Below are 16,650 nucleotides of genomic sequence, written 5' to 3'. Positions count from 1 at the left end.
AAATAAACAAGGTATATATCGTCCAACTCTCACTTACTGTGGCAGTAAGATGATCTTGCCCTCTAGGCGTGTGGTTTTCGATTCAATGAGATCAATCGCGGTTTGCACTTCATCGAATGGTAGATAGCGGTCAACGTCGAGCTGAATGTCGTTTGTGATGAAGTGATCTAGCATGGTCGTGAACTTATCACGGCGAACATCTTTACCTTCTGCTTCCTCCCAATAACGCAAGAAGAAGGTGCTGAAATCGATGTGTTGGTTTTTCGCGTACTCAAAGAAGCGTGGCTCGTAAAAATCCAACGACAGCGTCCCATAGTTGATAAAGCGCCCGTTGTTGCCAAGGGTGTGAACAAGATCGGTTCCGGGTGAGCCGCCAATCGCATCAAAGGCAACGGTTGGCATAGGCAAGCCTAATGCCTTAATTTGAGAAACTAGATCAGCGTTCGCATCTATCACCCAACAGGAAGTGGCAGGGTATTGTGTCTGCTGTGATGTAACGACAATGATGTTGAAGCCGAGTGATGCTGATAACTGGGAGAAGATCTTACCGATGGCTGAACTGCCCGCGTTGATGATCAACACATCCTCTTGGGTCAGCTTGGCTATTTCTGTCGTTAGCACCCATGCGGTTAGCGCATTAATGTACAACTGACAGGCGTAGCCATTGTCTAAATGTTGAGGAATTTGGAACAGATCATCTGGTGATACATCGACATAGTTCTGCCATGTTCCACTGGTTGCCACAAGCACTCGTTGATTCACTATAAACTCAGCACTGCTGGATTCTACAATCCTTCCTACCGCTTCAAATCCCGGTACTCTCGGCGGCTGATGGCTATGTTTGTATTGGCCCACACCATAAATCGACAACAGATCACTAGGGTTGATGTTAGTCGCTTCAATTTGTACGCGAACTTTATCTTTGTCTAGTACCCCTAAAGCGACATGTTCTAACTTGAGAGATTCTTTTGGCTGACCGAAACGGAACTGGCTAATTCGGGTATTTTGCTTAGTGTCAGTCATAGTTTGGGCACCTTTATGGATTATGAGTACTGCATCGATTTTAAGTGTAGCGTGTTCATAAATAATCTTGGGTCGGAAATGTTGCTCAACATGGCTGGTGTTGGCAGACAATCGTCATCAACGTAGTCGACATAGTCTGCCGCCGAATCAAAGATCAAAATATCCAAAGCCAAACGATCCAAGCCATATCGGCCTCGGTGGATCATGTCCGCTGAAAACACCAATAAGTCACCGGCGGCTAATGGTATCTGCTTACCACCAGAGATGTCATCGCTGCTCACTTTGCCGTTTTCTTCTTGGCGAACATTGTACTCTTCTTCGTTGTCCCAACGCTTGTGTGTGCCAGGGATAAGTTCCATACCTGGCTCATCAAAAATGGGCACTCGCAGATGCAATACCTGGGTTTCCATGATGACTTTCATTTGGTCATCAACGTCGTAATCGTATTGACAGTCACGATGCCAGAAGTCTTTTTGTTGCGGATTTACTGGGTTGAAGAACAGCTGTGTATTCATGAATGCTGGTTTGTTCGGAATCACCGCATCAACCACGTTCATCACTTGTTTCGAGCTGATGAAGTCGAAAAGCACGCTTCTATCGTCGGCGAGCAAATACTCGCTTCCCGTAATTAAAGACGAGTTAAATGCTTCTTCTTTATAGAATTCTTCGTTGTCTGCTTTCCATGATTCATGAAATTTCAGCACGACTTTTCTAAGCGATGCAATTTGAGCTTCATTGAAATAATTTCTGATAACAAAGTAACCATGTTCGTCGTAACGGTCACTTAATTGTTGGCTGTTTTCTACCACTGACTACCTTCGTTCATTCTTTGCTGTATAATAACTAAGGTCAACAGCCCTAGAGATTTCTTGGGCGCATAATGCCAGACAGTCGTCATTCAACCAAGTAACGAGTGCAGAAGCCTGTAGATTCAGTGATGCGATAAAACTCTATGGGGGCGAGTGTTACATGCCTATCCATATCATGGACTCATGCGATAAAAATCTCCGCATATGTGATCTACCCCCTTTTTTTATAAAATAAAAAGATTCACATGGTGAATGTTTTTGTGGTTTGCATGATTATTGACCATGTTGAAATTTGGTTGCGTATGGAAGATAGAAAATCATGGATGGTTTTTCGCTGGATATGAGAACACTTAATTTTATTATTATTTTGTTCTCTTTCATTTACTGTATTGGCTTGTTGTTATTTCAATTCACTCAACAGTCCATTAAAGGGCTTTCAATCTTTTCCATTTCAATATTTGTTATCGGAACTGGGCCGTTGATGTTGAGCCTAAGAGGGGAGTTCCCTGATTGGGTCACAGTTATTGGTGCCAATATGGTCATTGCGCTTGGTTTTCATCTCGCCTTGTATAGCTTATGTCTGTTTCGAGAATACTCTCTCAAATGCACCTACCTCAGTAGTCTAATGATGTTGGCTCTTTTGCCATGTTTTATTTACTTCACGTTCTATGAGCCCTCCATAAAGGCTCGAATTATCCTCATTAGTTTATATCTGGCTTTTGTGACTCTTTGCACTGCCTTTGCGGTATTAAAGGGCCTGCGTGATGACTTGACTCTAGGTATTCGGATGATGGCCTTGTCATTTACGATATATGGTGGGTTTATGGTTTTCCGAGTAATGGTAACGCTATTTTCGGCTGAGCTGCAGGATTTCATGGCGGCCACGCTCATTCATCAACTTGCCTTTTTAGTGAGCATAGTTCTTATTGTGTCGATGAGCTTTACAATGCTTTGGCTGATTAATGCAAGGTTGCTTAGTTCTATTCACGAGCTGTCCTACAGCGATCCTCTAACGGTACTGGGAAACCGCAGAGCATTAGATGAGATAGTTCCAGTTATCATGAAGCAGGCGGAGACTGCGCCTGTCAGTGCCATTATGATGGATATTGATAACTTTAAGTCGATCAATGACCAACACGGACACATTGTGGGTGATCTCGTCATCAAGTCTTTTGCTGAAATGGTTCAAAGTGCGATAAAAACATCGCCCAAAGCCAGTGCGTTTCGTTTTGGCGGAGACGAGATAATGATTTTATTGCCTAATGTTAATTTCCTACAAGCTCAGGTTATTGCTTGTAAGCTGCGATTGTCTATTTCAGAGGTATCAGCAGTACAAGAACATGAGATGTTTCTGACATCGAGTTTTGGTGTTGCTCAGCTTCATCCGCATGAGAGTTGGAATGGGTTTATTAGCCGAGCCGACAAAGCGTTATATCAAGCGAAAACAAATGGTCGCAATATGACTTCAATTTGTCCTAGTCATATTAACGAGCTCGTCACTGCCACATAACCAAGACCGCTGCGATAGAAAGCAAGATGAGCGCAAGAATGTCTTTGCGCGCGATGCTTTGCCCTAACCAGAAATAGGATATCAACACCATGAAGATCACTTCGACTTGCCCGAGTGTCTTTACGTACGGCACGGCTTGAAGCGACATCGCGCTAAACCAACCCAGAGAACCGATAACACTCGCTAGGCTTGTCATCACCACCAGTTTAGATTTCTTGAATATCTGGCGCAGCGTGTCTCGCTCTCTGAAAAAGAGATACGTACAGATAATGCATGTCTGAAGAGTTATCACCAGAAACAGCACCCAAGCAGCGCTGTGAGGGAAGGGCAGCCCTATGCTCAAGCTTGCTTCACGTACCCAAAGAGACGTTAAAGCAAAAGCGGTACTACACGCCATACCTAACAAAAACACTTTCGGAGACAAGCTTCGCCAACCAGAAGAACTACTCATGATTAGTACGCCTAACGTGCCAATAAGCACGCCGACCCAACCTGTTAGTGTCAAAGCAGTACCAAAAAACAGTACGGATAGCACAGCAGACACGGGGGCTTCACACTTGGCTAAGCCTGCTCCTATCGCATAGTTTTCGAGCTTAAATAACATCACCATTAAGCCCGTCGCGAGGATCTGCATAATGGCTGCTGCAATAATGTAGAAAACAAACTCACCCGAAAAGTCAGGTGTGGATACTGGCTTCCATTGATAGAGGGCGCACAGATAAATTAAGGCGATTGGGCCTGCCCAGATAAAACGCGCCAGCGTCACACCAGCAACACTCATGGTGCCACTTAACTTGCTTTGAAAGGCATTGCGCCAAGATTGGCTGAAGGCTGCGAGAAGAGTAAAGGCTATCCAACTAAATGACATGACGCTTCCGTGTGTTATATAAAATTATGATTATATTAACAAATTTAACCAATAGAAGAAGGGGCTTGTTTGTTTATTGAGCGTCTATTTTCAGGCGATAGTCTATTTGGGTAAATCAGAACTTTGTGCGAGCTAACCTTTGAAGAGTCAGCTCATTGAACTTCAACACAATATAGCTAGCTGCCTCAAAAAATGGGCTCTTTTCGGTTCTTGAAATAGAACAGTGCGCTGATCGTAATGAACAACAGAGTGAAGTAATAGAAAAACGAAGACAGTGAGGTCAAGAAGGCAAGATTCTGCTCTATCTCTTGTTCGGTGTAGCCCTGAGACACCAACTTATAGTAGTAAGCGTACAAGATCCCGATCAGTCCGTATCCGAGATTAAACATCAGGCCTTTAAAGCTGAGGACAGTGGCTCGGTTGTGTGATTCGGTTTTTTTATTCAGGTGGTAGCTAATGAAAATGTTCATCGTCATGATGATAAAGATTAATACCAGTGCCGGAATTACTCCGTAAATCGACCAACCTAAACTGATCCAGTAATAAGTCGCCATGCTTGCCAATCCCATAACTACAATGAAGGTTTTAGGCTCAATGCTCTCTGCTAATCTCCGGCTTTGCCCTGCCAATATGATTTTAAGCAAACTGATCCCCGCGCCAATAAAACCAAAGTAGATAATTGGAATATCAATGGCCAGATAGTATTGGCTGTTCATGGTTAGGAACATGCGTGAGGTGTGTTCGAATAGGCTGTAGTAGAGCAAGATGAACAGCACGTAAGGCGTAGCAAATACCCACTTACCCGCATCGATCGTCAATTTAAGACTTGAGATGGTGGTTGCCAATTTGGTTTGGTCGCTTGGCATCACCTTTTTCTCTTCGCGCATATTAATCGCGGCATAGATGGCGATCATCGCTACAAATAGGGTGGCAAACACAGGAATACGCATCAGGTCTTTAGTGCTTTCTGGTTCGGCTAGTCCAAGGAAATGAAAGATGTTCGTCATAAAGTTCACGTCGTACATCGCCGCACCAATCAGCGTGACAAAGATACCGACCGTTGAGGCGACACGAAGCTGGATTTGCAGCACTCGCGGCCACAACTCTTCATTACCTTGTTCTTTTAAGGTGTCGTAAGCCAATGCCTCGTCGGCGCCGCTGGCCAGTGCCATCGCTAAGCCACTGAGAATCCGGTTAATCAGAAAGACTATGAACACCAAGTCGGGGTTTCCGGTTGGCACTAAGGCGATCATTGCGATCTCAACAAACATCACAATCGAAGACAGCACCACCAGTTTCTTGCGGCCTAAGGTATCGGCGAATGCACCCGACGGTACTTCAGCAAGCACAATGGTGGCCGCCCAAACTACATTGAGCATCGCGAATTGAGACAGGGTTAACCCGTAATCTAAATAAAGTAGGGTGAATATAGGGTAGTAAAAACGCGCAAAGTAGCTGCTTCTAAACATTAAGAAGTAGCGGACATTGGGAATTTTAAGGATCTCTTTGAGCGTCATGATAATTTCAGTAATTTAGATAACACATTATTATGTATAACCCTTTTACTCTTTTAAATCATGAATTGTTGTCAAATCCCTACAATATCTGGTTTGGGTGATCTTCGAGAGCATGGTTCATGGTGGGTTATAGGCTTGATGGTCTGCGTATGATTGGTGGAAGGGGGGAGGAGTTTATCTGAGCTATATGTCGTTCTATTTACGCACAACATGACTTGTCGATGATTCTTGGGCTATTAATTGAAGGGGACAACTCGCAATAAAAAAGGCAGCAATAACTGCTAATGCCGTTCACTTAAGAGTGAACGGCATTTTTGTTCTTAGCATACCGTTGTGGTCTGGGTTTAACTCTTCTAGGGAATGTCCTTTCCCTTCGCCCTTCAAGTATTAAGCTTTCAGCCATGTTGTGGAACCCCTTTAGCTGACGAGGTATTGCGCCTGGTGTTGAATAAGGTAAGCCTACAAGTAACGCTGATACATGAGCTAACGTGCCGTTAAAACTCAGTTGATAAGGAAGGTAATTTCCCTTTAAATTGAAGCAGAGCTCGACCATCTGATATCGGATTAAATTGTAAGTAAGCAAGATGCCCCATAACTCCTGCTTGACCAGCTCTGGTAAACGACTTCGCAGCGTAAGACGGTTTCCAAGCATGTATTGTTTTTGCTCTCGGTAGCCCAGCTCTATTTCCCAACGATGCTCATAAAGGCCTGCAATATCTTTTGATGGGTAACGCAGGGAGTCCGTCATGGAGGTTAATACTTGGTAGTCTTTTCCTTTAATTTTACGAGTGACAAGTCGAGCGGTTATCGACTTTGGTAAATCAGGCCATAGCTTTCTAGCTCTTGGATTACTGTGTAATTGAACAAGTTTGTCATTTCGCCCTAAAGATTGAACAATGTCATATTGTGTATTTTTCTTGAGGGGGATAAGCCAATGGCGCTCTGAGCCAGAGTCTTGCCATTTATGTAATAAACCTAAAGAATAGAACCCCTTATCGAACATTGTTACGCTATGGTTTGGTGTTGTTTCTATCAGTTTTTCAGCTAATATCATTTCGTTTGTATTGTAATTATCAAATGCACTGGCCGTAATAATGTGACTGCTTAGTTCCATTTGGCAGACCATTCTCACTTGCGGATATTGCGTCCCTTTTTGTCGAGAAAATGCTTTTTCATTTTGCGGGTTATCGGGCGTTCGCCAAACAACGCCATCGACGCCAAGCAGCGTTAATCCATTCCATTGGGGTAACTTTGCACTGTTTAACCATGACGTAGTCATTCGCTCAAAGACCGCTTTAATTGCGTCTTCACCCAACGTCTTTCGACGTTGAGTTAACGCACTCGGTGCGACAAAAGCTTTACCTGTACGGTCGACAATATCAAGTTGGTTCACTAAATCTTTCATGGATTTACTGTTATAGATAGCCATTCCAACAAGCAGCCACACCATGGATTCTAAAGTTAATTTCCTCTTTCTCATCGTGACAGTATCAGTAAGAGAATAGGCTTCGTCGATGAGTTCAATTGGAAGCAAGTCAGACAAAGTCTCAACGCTGCTAGGTTTCCAATCATTAATTATGTTTAGAGCTTGAGAAACATCCATAAAAAAATCCAAGTGCATTAAATACACTTGGATTTTGACAGCTCTGAAGGATCCTTCAACCGATCGCTTTGGCTTTAACTGATCGGCATTACAGCAATAACTGCCGCCTTTATCATTATTTTATTGGGTAATCATTAAACCCTAATTGCTTGGATATATTTCTACCTGCGTTGTGCAGTAACGCCACATAGTGAGCTTTTTTCTCTTCATCAAATCGAATGGTAGGAAATGAAATTGAGACGCCAGCAATTACGGTACCAAAACGGTCGTAAACTGGAGCTGCGATACAACGTAAGCCTGGCTCTTGTTCTTCATTATCTTCGCCAAAGTGCTGTAGCTTAACCGCTTTAAGTTCGTCGATAAGTTGGTCGACGTTTTCAAGGGTATTTTTTGTGCTTTTCACAAACTCGGCGTCTGCCAACTGAGTGCGAACGAATTCTTCGTCACGTTCTGCCAATAAAACCTTACCAATCGCAGTCGTATGCAGAGGATTTCTTCGACCAACGCGCGAGTGCATGCGCAGCGCGAAGCTAGAATCGATCTTGTGTATGTAGATGATAGAGCCATGGTCCAACGCACCTAAGTGAATGGTTTCATTAGTCTCTTCTGAAATCACACGCATCTCTTTCTCTGCAATTGTGATCATATCAACCCACTCGAGTGATTTTGAACCAAGTTCGAACATCTTTAATGTGAGTGAGTATCGGTCAGCTTCGCCTTGTTGAGATACATAGCCAAGCATTTTCATTGTTTGTAGAAAGCGATAGGTAGTGGCTTTAGACATCATTAGACGTTGTGAAAGGTCTGATACGCCTATTTCCTTCTGTTCCCCCAGAGATTCAAGAATATTAAAAACTTTTAATACCGATGAAACGGCTTCTGGTTGGGTGGACTTCTCCATTTTTCTTCCTTTAGGCTATCTAATATCAAGACAAAATACCACTTTTCGTAATTTCTAAAAAGCCTTTTCAAAAAAATAAAAAACGAGAACGATCAACTTCAAAGTTTTAACTTAATCAGAAATTATTTTTGAAATGTCGTTTCAAAAATAATTGTCAGCAACGAATTTATGTTTTATTGTATGACTAAATCGAGTGGGCGACATTACAGAAATGCCACAACACTAAACGTAATTGAGGAAGCGAACATGATGTTAGAGTCATTCAATCTGGAAGGTAAAGTAGCGATAGTGACGGGTTGTGATACCGGTCTTGGTCAAGGTATGGCAATTGGTTTAGCTGAAGCTGGATGTAAAGTGGTTGGCGTAAATCGTGTTGAGCCAACAGATACCATCGAAAAAATGAATGCAGCGGGTCATACGTTTTTAGACGTACGTGCTGACCTTCTAAAGCAGGAAGATATTCCTGGAATTATAGATAAAGCGCTGACTGAGTTTGGTCACATCGACATCCTTGTTAATAATGCCGGCATTATTCGCCGAGAAGACGCGATTGAGTTTTCTGAGCAAAACTGGGATGACGTAATGAACATCAATACTAAGACCGTTTTCTTTATGTCTCAGTCTGTTGCGAAGCAGTTTAAAGCGCAAGGCACTGGCGGCAAGATCATTAATATCGCATCAATGCTCTCTTTCCAAGGTGGTATTCGTGTTCCTTCGTATACTGCGTCTAAGAGTGCTGTAATGGGTATCACCCGTGCGATGGCGAACGAATGGGCGAGCGATAACATTAATGTTAATGCGATTGCACCTGGATATATGGCAACCAACAATACTCAAGCACTGCGTGAAGATGCTGATCGTAACCAAGCTATTCTTGAGCGCATTCCTGCTGATCGCTGGGGTACACCAAAAGATGTCGCTGGCCCATGTGTGTTCTTAGCATCACCTGCATCGGATTACATTAATGGCTATACCATTGCTGTTGATGGTGGATGGTTAGCACGATAACGATTTTTGTAATATAAGATGGTTAACGAGATCGTTGCACAAGCTGTAGGGCTAGTAAGTTTCCTTCTGGGCCTTTCGACCTTTTACCAGAAGGACGACAAAAAGCTCAAAGTGGTTATGTTGATGTTGAACGTTAACCATCTTATTCACTTTTTATTATTGGGTTCCATTACATCGGCAATCGGTGCTTTGATTTCAGCACTCAGAACTGGCACCGCGATGTATACCAAATCGCTGTGGGCTGCAGGGTTATTTATTGCCCTCGCGGTTGGCAGCGGAATCGGTTTTGCTCAGCATTGGTATCAACTTCTGCCTTTAGCGGGAACGATTATTGGAACGTACTCAATATTTAGATTGAATGGTATTGCACTAAGAGTCGGCTTTTTATTGGGAGCTGCATGCTGGCTAACTAATAATCTAATTATTGGTTCAATTGGTGGCTCGCTGATGGAAATATCAGTGATAGGGATTAACCTCGTTACTATTTTTCGTCTATACCAAGATAACGCCAAGTGCAAAATTACGCCGCAACAACAGGAATAAAAACGACATGTTTGTGTATAACGAAGACGTGAAAATGGAAGATCTTGGCGCGGGAGTTTCTCGCAAGGTGCTTGCTCATAGCGAGAACGTGATGGCTGTAGAAGTTCATTTCGAAACAGGCGCTGTTGGTGCGTTGCATACCCATCCTCATGAGCAGCTCACATACGTATTGTCGGGAGCCTTTGAGTTCACTATTGGCGATGTAACGAAAGTGGTACGCGCAGGCGACACTATGTACAAAGAGCCGGGTATCGAACATGGCTGTGTTTGCCTAGAAGCCGGCGTATTAATTGATAACTTTACGCCAATGCGTAAAGACTTTGTTTAAGCTCTAAATTTTTTAGAACGAACATTTGAGCACTAATTTTTAAATTTGCAGTAATGCTGCGGGAGAAAGTAAATGAAAATCGCACTAATGATGGAAAACAGTCAAGCAGGCAAAAATGCAATGGTATCAGCTGAACTAGAGTCAGTTGCTGGTGGTTTTGGTCACGATGTTTTCAACCTAGGAATGACAGACGAGAACGATCACCACTTAACGTATATTCATCTAGGTATTATGGCGAGCATTCTGATTAACTCAAAGGCGGTTGACTTTGTTGTGACAGGGTGTGGCACTGGCCAAGGTGCTTTGATGTCGCTGAACTTACATCCAGGCGTGGTTTGTGGTTACTGTTTAGAGCCTTCTGATGCGTTCTTGTTTAACCAAATCAACAACGGCAACGCTATCGCGCTCGCTTTTGCGAAAGGTTTTGGTTGGGCTGGTGAACTAAACGTTCGTTACATCTTTGAAAAAGCGTTTACAGGTGAGCGTGGTCAAGGTTACCCGTTAGAGCGAGCAGAGCCACAACAACGCAATGCCGCGCTTCTTAATGAGGTAAAAGCAGCGGTAGTGAAGGATAACTTTATTGATTCACTGCGCGCTATCGATCAAGATCTAGTGAAGACTGCTGTGGGTAGCCCTCGTTTCCAACAGTGTTTCTTTGATAACTGCCAAAACCAAGAAATTGCTGATTATGTTCGTTCGCTTTTGGACTAATTCTAACGCTTGATTTCAGAGAGCCAGCCAAACGAGGCTGGCTTTTTTATATCAGATGTTTGGATAATTAGTGGCTGATATTCAGTCCATACCAAAGCAATCGGCGCCTGAGTCATGGCTTGGTATACCTCCTAGACGCGTAATTTGGTCGCTATACCCCTAGGTTACTTGATCTATTTTCGCCCCTTCTCGCCACGATGTATCTAAATATCCATCAATGATCTTTTTAAATTAAAAAGCGCAGAACTCAATAATCCAAACTCGATCTCATTTGTATGACTTTTGCATTGTTTGGATCACAAAAACCACAGGAAACCCTTAAATAAAATATCGTTAATGTAATAATGAAACGGTATTTTAAAAATTAAATCACTTAAACGAAACAATAATGAAAAGGGGTTCGTAATGAATATCGACATGCTCGTTGTTGGTGTCTACTTTATCTTTATGATAGCGATTGGCGTCATCTTTAAACGTTTTGCAGGCAGCTCTACCAGTGATTACTTTCGTGGAGGAGGCAAGATGTTGTGGTGGATGGTTGGCTCTACCGCATTCATGACGCAGTTTAGTGCTTGGACATTTACTGGCGCTGCGGGTAAAGCTTTTACCGATGGGTTCCCAATCATGGTTATTTTCATGGCGAACGCATTTGGTTTTCTACTTTCGTGGTTGTTCTTTTCATACCGCTTTCGACAAATGCGTGTTGTTACACCTATTGAAGGGGTGCGTCGTCGCTTCGGTGCAACGAATGAACAAGTGTTTACGTGGGCGACAATGCCGACAAGTGTGGTTTACACCGGTATTTGGCTAAATGGTCTCGCACTCTTCGTTAGTGCTGTGTTTAAAGTGGATATCGAAACCACGATCGTTGTGACTGGCTTGATTGTTCTCTTCATTTCAGTACTGGGCGGAGCATGGGGAGTGGTTGCTTCAGACTTTGTACAAATGGTTGTGATCATGGCGGTGACGGTGGTTTGTGCTGTGGCTGCATTGGCAAAAATTGGTGGTCCAGCGAATCTTATCGAGCAGTTCCCTGCCGATAGTGTCATGGGCTCTGATATGAACTATCCATTGCTGTTCGTAGCTTGGTTTATCTTTATGTTCGTTAAGCAGTTGCAAAACATCAACAACATGCAAGATTCATATCGTTTCTTAACGGCGAAAGATTCTGTTAACGCACGTAAAGCGGCACTCCTTGCGTTTGTATTGATGCTGGTTGGGCCTGCAATTTGGTTCTTACCACCTTGGGTAACGGCAATTATCTATCCTGAAGCGGCAACTGTGCACGCGGCTGAACTTGGTAGTAAAGCAGCTGATGCAGTCTACTTAGTGTTTGTCGAAAACGTCATGCCGGTTGGTATGGTGGGATTGCTTATGTCGGCTGTATTTGCAGCAACAATGTCTTCAATGGATTCCGGTCTAAACCGAAATTCAGGTGTGTTCGTGCGTAACTTTTACTCGCCAATCATAGACAAAAACGCGGATGACAAGAAGCTGATGCGAGTGAGTCAATTCATGACTATGGTCTTCGGCATATTGATCATCATGGTGGCTCTGTTCATTAACTCTCTTCGTGGCCTGAGCCTTTTCGACGCAATGATGTACGTAAGTACGCTGTTACAGATGCCGATTCTAGTGCCGTTATTCTTCGGTATGTTTATTAAGAAAACGCCCGACTGGGCAGCCTGGGCGACATTGGCTGTGGGCATGTTGGTGTCTTACATCGTGAGTTTTGTGCTTACAGCAGACGTCGTTGCCAATCTATTAAACCTAGAGGTTCCGTTCACAGGACGTGAAGCGAGTGACCTAAAAGTTCTGCTTGGGGTTATTGGTCACCTTGTGATCACGGGTGGTTTCTTCTGTCTAACAACTAAGTTCTACAAAGAGCCAGTGGGCGAACGAAACACAGAACTTAAAGAGTTTTGGAGTGATGTTGCGACTCCTGTTATCGAAGAGGAAGGACAAGATGAAATGGATCGCCAACAACGCGACATGCTAGGCAAACTCATTCTGGTTTTCGGTGCACTTGTAACGGCGATGGTACTAATCCCGAATCCGTTCTGGGGTCGCATGGCCTTTATCTTCTGTGGCGCAGTGATTGTTACTGTGGGTTCTCTGTTATTGAAGAGTGCGAGGAAAACGCCTCGGTTAGAAGTATCTACATCCAAGTAATCGGCAATAACTAGTCATGTAAAAGTAACAAGGGTATAGGCCAGAGGGGGGCGCTCTCTGGCTTATATGAACCACCTCGCAGAGGGGCTTTAGGAAACAATTTCATGATTGAATTTTTCCCTAAAGTTTATCAATACAGTTTTCTACAAGAGTTTGAATTATGTCTTCATACATACACAAAGATTTTCTATTGCAGGGGGATACTGCCAAGCGTTTATATCACGATTACGCGGCAGGGCTTCCCATTATTGATTATCACAACCACTTAGATGCCAAAGAGATTTATGACAACCATCAATACGACAATATTGCTCAAGCTTGGTTGAGTTGCGATCACTACTTGTGGCGTGCATTACGAAGTAACGGAGTCGATGAGCATTACATCACAGGTGATGCGAGTGACTATGAAAAGTTTCAAAAGTGGTGTGAGAGCATGCCGTATCTTATCGGCAATCCGCTGTATCACTGGTGTCATTTGGAGCTTAAGAGATACTTCGGTCTCGATTTACTACTCAACTCAGAGAATTGCGAGGTTATTTGGCAACACTGTAATCAAAAACTCAGCCAAGAGTCTCACCGATTCCAAAGTCTGCTTAAAGAGAGTCGAGTCGATACCTTGTGCACTACCGATGATCCACTTAGCGATTTGAGCTATCACGATAAACTGAATTGTTCAGAATTTTCTGTACAAGTCTTGCCGACATTTCGCGCTGACAGCCTGATTGAAATAGAGAATCAAAGTAGTTTTCAAAAGACACTCGATTCACTGGCGTTCATCACTGACATTAATATCGTCGATTTTGCAAGCTACGCTCAAGCAATCACGTCTCGTGTGGACTATTTTGCACAGCATAACTGCCGATTATCTGACCTAGGGTTAAAAGTTGTGGATTTTTCACACTATCACCCTGACGTACTTGATCAAGCTATAGCAAAGGTTAAATGTGGTGATGCGCTGAATAGTGAAGAAATTTCGCAGTTTAAAACGGCCGTTTTTGAAGTGCTTGGCAAGGCTTATCATAAGCATGGTTGGTCGATGCAAATTCATATTGGAGTGTTAACTAATGTGAATAAGCGTCGCTTTGATGATCTAGGTGGCGGTACGGGTTTCAGTGTTGTCAGTGACAACCCCATTGCAGAAAACCTTAGTCATTTATTGAGTTTGTTAGATCAAGACCGCCAACTCCCTCAGACCATCGTATATAGCCTTAACCCGAAAGATAGCCCAGTGCTTGGGTCAATCATAGGCGCTTTTCAAGACAGTGATGCGCAGCCAGGTAAAGTGCAGCTTGGTTCTGCGTGGTGGTTTAACGATCATAAGGCGGGTATGGAAAAACAACTTCAAGATCTAGCAAATTTAGGGGCTCTAGGACGTTTTGTCGGAATGTTAACCGACTCTCGCAGCGTGTTGTCACTCTCTCGTCATGACTATTTTCGTCGCATTCTATGTAACTTACTTGGTAAGTGGGTCGATGACGGGGAGCTACCGAATGATGAGCCTTTGCTTAAACAGAGTGTCGAGAACATCTGTTATCAAAACGCCAAACAATACTTCAATTTTCATTCATCTAAAGATTTAGTATAGGTATCCATTATGCTGCAGTTTACCTCTCAGGAAATGGCGGTCATTCGTCAAAATGCCAGCCAAGAGATCATCGAACAAATTATTCAAGATAATCAGGTTGTGCTTACTTCAGACACTCTTGTTCCACCTGATGCCCGCGCAACATGGAATTTATACTATTTTTGCCCCACGCATGGGGTTCGCTTAAGTTGGGATAGAGACCGACCCACTGAACATGTGTGCCCTGTTGATGGGGAAGTGCTTACTGGGGAACCTTATGACGGTGCATGGTGGCGTTGGCTTAATGGGCTCAATTCGAAAGCGTGTAATGACCTAGGCTTGCTTTGGCACATTACTCAAGACCGCAAATACTTTGAAAAAGTTCGTGAGATCTTATTGGGTTATGCAGAATACTACCCGAATTACGAAGAACATGGCGGTATTCCATATAACGGTCCAGGAAAAGCAAATGCACAGACTCTCTGTGAAGCGAATTGCAATATTGATTTTGCCCGAGGCTATGATTTCGTTAAAGAGCAGTTGAATACCGAAGAGCAATTGTTTATTGAACAGCGCTTGTTACGCGAAGGCGCTGAGTTCCTGATGCAACATCGAGCAAATCAATTGCATAACCATGAAATGAAGATTTCTGCGACTATTGGCGTGATAGGCTTGATACTTGGTGACCGAAAATTCATCGACTTTGCGGTGAGCACTCCTTATGGCTTGAAGTATCAGTTAGAGCATGGTGTAAAGGGGGAGGGCTTATGGTTTGAAGGTTCTATCCATTATCATTACTACGCTTTACAAGCACTTCTGAATTTCGAAAAAATGGCATGTAAAACAGAGTACTCACTACAAGCGGCGCCAAACTTCCATACCATGTTGGCGTTCCCGCTCAAGCTACTCATCAATACGGGTGACTTTCCACGTCTGAACGATTGTATTGCGGGTCAAGAGAAGTTAACTCATAGCCACTTGTTCGAATTCGGGTATCGCGAGTTCCGAGACCCTTTATTTGCATCGGCGTTGCAGAGCATCTATCAGGATAAGCCACGCAACAATATCGACGCACTGTTGTACGGTGTTGATGCATTACCTGTGGCAGAGCCGCTCATGTGCCAGTCTATTCATGCAGAACAATCAGGCGTCACGATCATGCACGATCGAGAGCACGATAACATGCTATTAATTAAGCACTCTCCGTATGGTGGTGAGCATGATCACTATGATCGACTAGGGGTGATCATTACTCGAAATGGTAAAGAAATTTTGCCTGACTTGGGAACAACAGGGTACGGTGCTGAACTGCATTATGGGTATTATAAAAATACGGTGACGCACAACACCTTGGCGGTGAATCAGAAGAATCAACCGCCAGCCAACCCTCAAGTGAATACATTTGTAAAAGAACAGTCCTACACATGGTTAGACACACAAACAGATTGGTGTGGTGAGTTACCGACGGTCGATAGCCATACTATTGTTCAGTGGGATTTAGCCGCGTACAAAGACGTTGTGTTTCGCCGTCAAATTCTGTGGTTAGGGGATGTGGCGATTGAATTCAATACTGCGGAAAACCCTCACCACCAACAACTAGATTTGGTCTGGCATGTCAGAGGACAACACAGCGCTTTGACGGAGGCACAAGGTTGCGACAATCCACTAGATGGGCCTTTAGCAAGAATGACGAGCTGCCATGACATGCCTCTTAAAGTGTCCATTGATTTGCGTTATTCGATTGATGGACAAACTGAATTTAATCAGCAGCTGATAACAGATAGTTCAGCAACTCTGTTGTTGGGGTATGCGCCAGACAACCCTGCAACCAGTGATTTAGCTTACACGATTTTACGTAGCCAAGAAGCGGTTCTTAAAGTTGCCACGGTACATAACTTGACGCAAAACGATGAGGTTCGAGTTTCTGATATCGAGTGGCGATCGGACGTTATCAATCTAAGCTTGGTAAGAAATGGAGTGGCACTATCTATTTCAATTAACCAAGAAACGGGTGTGACTTTGTTCGTCTGAGCGAACAACAATATTAATGAAATATAACTCGCTGAATTTCACGAGTTCACCCCCATAATAAA

Annotated in this window: 14 protein-coding genes; 8 read left to right on the top strand and 6 right to left on the bottom strand. The window is 43.5% G+C overall.

Features of this window, described 5'->3' with window-relative positions:
- Nucleotides 1–33: 33 nt before the first annotated feature.
- Nucleotides 34–1,023, bottom strand: a complete 990-nt coding sequence (locus BCU07_RS13545) for a zinc-dependent alcohol dehydrogenase family protein (protein WP_017059992.1) — start codon at nucleotides 1,021–1,023, stop codon at nucleotides 34–36.
- 20 nt (nucleotides 1,024–1,043) lie between these two features.
- Nucleotides 1,044–1,832, bottom strand: a complete 789-nt coding sequence (locus BCU07_RS13540; protein WP_102332708.1) for a phytanoyl-CoA dioxygenase family protein — start codon at nucleotides 1,830–1,832, stop codon at nucleotides 1,044–1,046.
- A 319-nt stretch (nucleotides 1,833–2,151) separates the two neighbouring features.
- Between BCU07_RS13540 and BCU07_RS13535 the strand changes: the two genes are divergently transcribed.
- Complete coding sequence (locus BCU07_RS13535; protein ID WP_102428978.1) at nucleotides 2,152–3,342, top strand: GGDEF domain-containing protein; 1,191 nt, start codon at nucleotides 2,152–2,154, stop codon at nucleotides 3,340–3,342.
- Here BCU07_RS13535 and BCU07_RS13530 read toward each other — a convergent pair.
- From BCU07_RS13530 to kdgR, 4 genes are all read right to left on the bottom strand, one after another.
- Complete coding sequence (locus tag BCU07_RS13530) at nucleotides 3,329–4,210, bottom strand: DMT family transporter (RefSeq protein WP_017091732.1); 882 nt, start codon at nucleotides 4,208–4,210, stop codon at nucleotides 3,329–3,331. The two genes, BCU07_RS13535 and BCU07_RS13530, sit on opposite strands and share 14 nt — an antisense overlap.
- Nucleotides 4,211–4,395: 185 nt before the next feature.
- Complete coding sequence (locus BCU07_RS13525) at nucleotides 4,396–5,727, bottom strand: MFS transporter (RefSeq protein WP_102428977.1); 1,332 nt, start codon at nucleotides 5,725–5,727, stop codon at nucleotides 4,396–4,398.
- A gap of 295 nt (nucleotides 5,728–6,022) precedes the next feature.
- Entirely contained in the window at nucleotides 6,023–7,330 is a 1,308-nt protein-coding gene (locus BCU07_RS13520) for an IS4 family transposase (protein ID WP_029235596.1), read from the bottom strand.
- A gap of 115 nt (nucleotides 7,331–7,445) precedes the next feature.
- Nucleotides 7,446–8,231 carry a DNA-binding transcriptional regulator KdgR gene (kdgR, locus tag BCU07_RS13515; RefSeq protein ID WP_048609766.1) on the bottom strand — a complete coding sequence of 262 codons (786 nt, stop codon included), beginning with the start codon at nucleotides 8,229–8,231 and terminating at the stop codon, nucleotides 7,446–7,448.
- Nucleotides 8,232–8,477: 246 nt separating this feature from the next.
- Here kdgR and kduD point away from each other — a divergent pair, with 246 nt between their 5' ends.
- From kduD to BCU07_RS13480, 7 genes are all read left to right on the top strand, one after another.
- Complete coding sequence (kduD, locus tag BCU07_RS13510; protein WP_048609765.1) at nucleotides 8,478–9,239, top strand: 2-dehydro-3-deoxy-D-gluconate 5-dehydrogenase KduD; 762 nt, start codon at nucleotides 8,478–8,480, stop codon at nucleotides 9,237–9,239.
- Between the two features lie 18 nt (nucleotides 9,240–9,257).
- Nucleotides 9,258–9,782, top strand: a complete 525-nt coding sequence (locus tag BCU07_RS13505; RefSeq protein WP_102429220.1) for a YgjV family protein — start codon at nucleotides 9,258–9,260, stop codon at nucleotides 9,780–9,782.
- 7 nt (nucleotides 9,783–9,789) lie between these two features.
- Complete coding sequence (locus BCU07_RS13500) at nucleotides 9,790–10,110, top strand: cupin domain-containing protein (protein WP_010431369.1); 321 nt, start codon at nucleotides 9,790–9,792, stop codon at nucleotides 10,108–10,110.
- 72 nt (nucleotides 10,111–10,182) lie between these two features.
- The gene (locus BCU07_RS13495) at nucleotides 10,183–10,821 is read left to right on the top strand and encodes an RpiB/LacA/LacB family sugar-phosphate isomerase (RefSeq protein WP_048609763.1); all 639 of its coding nucleotides are present in this window, start codon (nucleotides 10,183–10,185) and stop codon (nucleotides 10,819–10,821) included.
- A gap of 405 nt (nucleotides 10,822–11,226) precedes the next feature.
- Entirely contained in the window at nucleotides 11,227–12,993 is a 1,767-nt protein-coding gene (locus BCU07_RS13490; protein WP_102429219.1) for a sodium:solute symporter family protein, read from the top strand.
- 160 nt (nucleotides 12,994–13,153) lie between these two features.
- Entirely contained in the window at nucleotides 13,154–14,578 is a 1,425-nt protein-coding gene (gene uxaC / locus BCU07_RS13485; protein WP_102429218.1) for a glucuronate isomerase, read from the top strand.
- Between the two features lie 9 nt (nucleotides 14,579–14,587).
- Nucleotides 14,588–16,588, top strand: a complete 2,001-nt coding sequence (locus BCU07_RS13480; RefSeq protein WP_102429217.1) for a heparinase II/III domain-containing protein — start codon at nucleotides 14,588–14,590, stop codon at nucleotides 16,586–16,588.
- Nucleotides 16,589–16,650: the final 62 nt, after the last annotated feature.

The organism is Vibrio sp. 10N.261.54.E10 (assembly GCF_002877735.2).
Lineage (GTDB): Bacteria > Pseudomonadota > Gammaproteobacteria > Enterobacterales > Vibrionaceae > Vibrio > Vibrio crassostreae_C.
Note: the sequence above shows the minus strand (reverse complement) of the source record. Positions and strands in the feature narration are given on the sequence as shown.

What these genes read in the sequence shown, in the direction of transcription:
- BCU07_RS13530 (WP_017091732.1), bottom strand. Translation starts at nt 4,210, where the DNA reads ATGTCATTTAGTTGGATAGCCTTTACTCTTCTCGCAGCCTTCAGCCAA.
- BCU07_RS13480 (WP_102429217.1), top strand. Translation starts at nt 14,588, where the DNA reads ATGCTGCAGTTTACCTCTCAGGAAATGGCGGTCATTCGTCAAAATGCC.
- uxaC (WP_102429218.1), top strand. Translation starts at nt 13,154, where the DNA reads ATGTCTTCATACATACACAAAGATTTTCTATTGCAGGGGGATACTGCC.
- kduD (WP_048609765.1), top strand. Translation starts at nt 8,478, where the DNA reads ATGATGTTAGAGTCATTCAATCTGGAAGGTAAAGTAGCGATAGTGACG.
- kdgR (WP_048609766.1), bottom strand. Translation starts at nt 8,231, where the DNA reads ATGGAGAAGTCCACCCAACCAGAAGCCGTTTCATCGGTATTAAAAGTT.
- BCU07_RS13490 (WP_102429219.1), top strand. Translation starts at nt 11,227, where the DNA reads ATGAATATCGACATGCTCGTTGTTGGTGTCTACTTTATCTTTATGATA.
- BCU07_RS13545 (WP_017059992.1), bottom strand. Translation starts at nt 1,023, where the DNA reads ATGACTGACACTAAGCAAAATACCCGAATTAGCCAGTTCCGTTTCGGT.
- BCU07_RS13495 (WP_048609763.1), top strand. Translation starts at nt 10,183, where the DNA reads ATGAAAATCGCACTAATGATGGAAAACAGTCAAGCAGGCAAAAATGCA.
- BCU07_RS13500 (WP_010431369.1), top strand. Translation starts at nt 9,790, where the DNA reads ATGTTTGTGTATAACGAAGACGTGAAAATGGAAGATCTTGGCGCGGGA.
- BCU07_RS13520 (WP_029235596.1), bottom strand. Translation starts at nt 7,330, where the DNA reads ATGGATGTTTCTCAAGCTCTAAACATAATTAATGATTGGAAACCTAGC.
- BCU07_RS13535 (WP_102428978.1), top strand. Translation starts at nt 2,152, where the DNA reads ATGGATGGTTTTTCGCTGGATATGAGAACACTTAATTTTATTATTATT.
- BCU07_RS13525 (WP_102428977.1), bottom strand. Translation starts at nt 5,727, where the DNA reads ATGACGCTCAAAGAGATCCTTAAAATTCCCAATGTCCGCTACTTCTTA.
- BCU07_RS13505 (WP_102429220.1), top strand. Translation starts at nt 9,258, where the DNA reads ATGGTTAACGAGATCGTTGCACAAGCTGTAGGGCTAGTAAGTTTCCTT.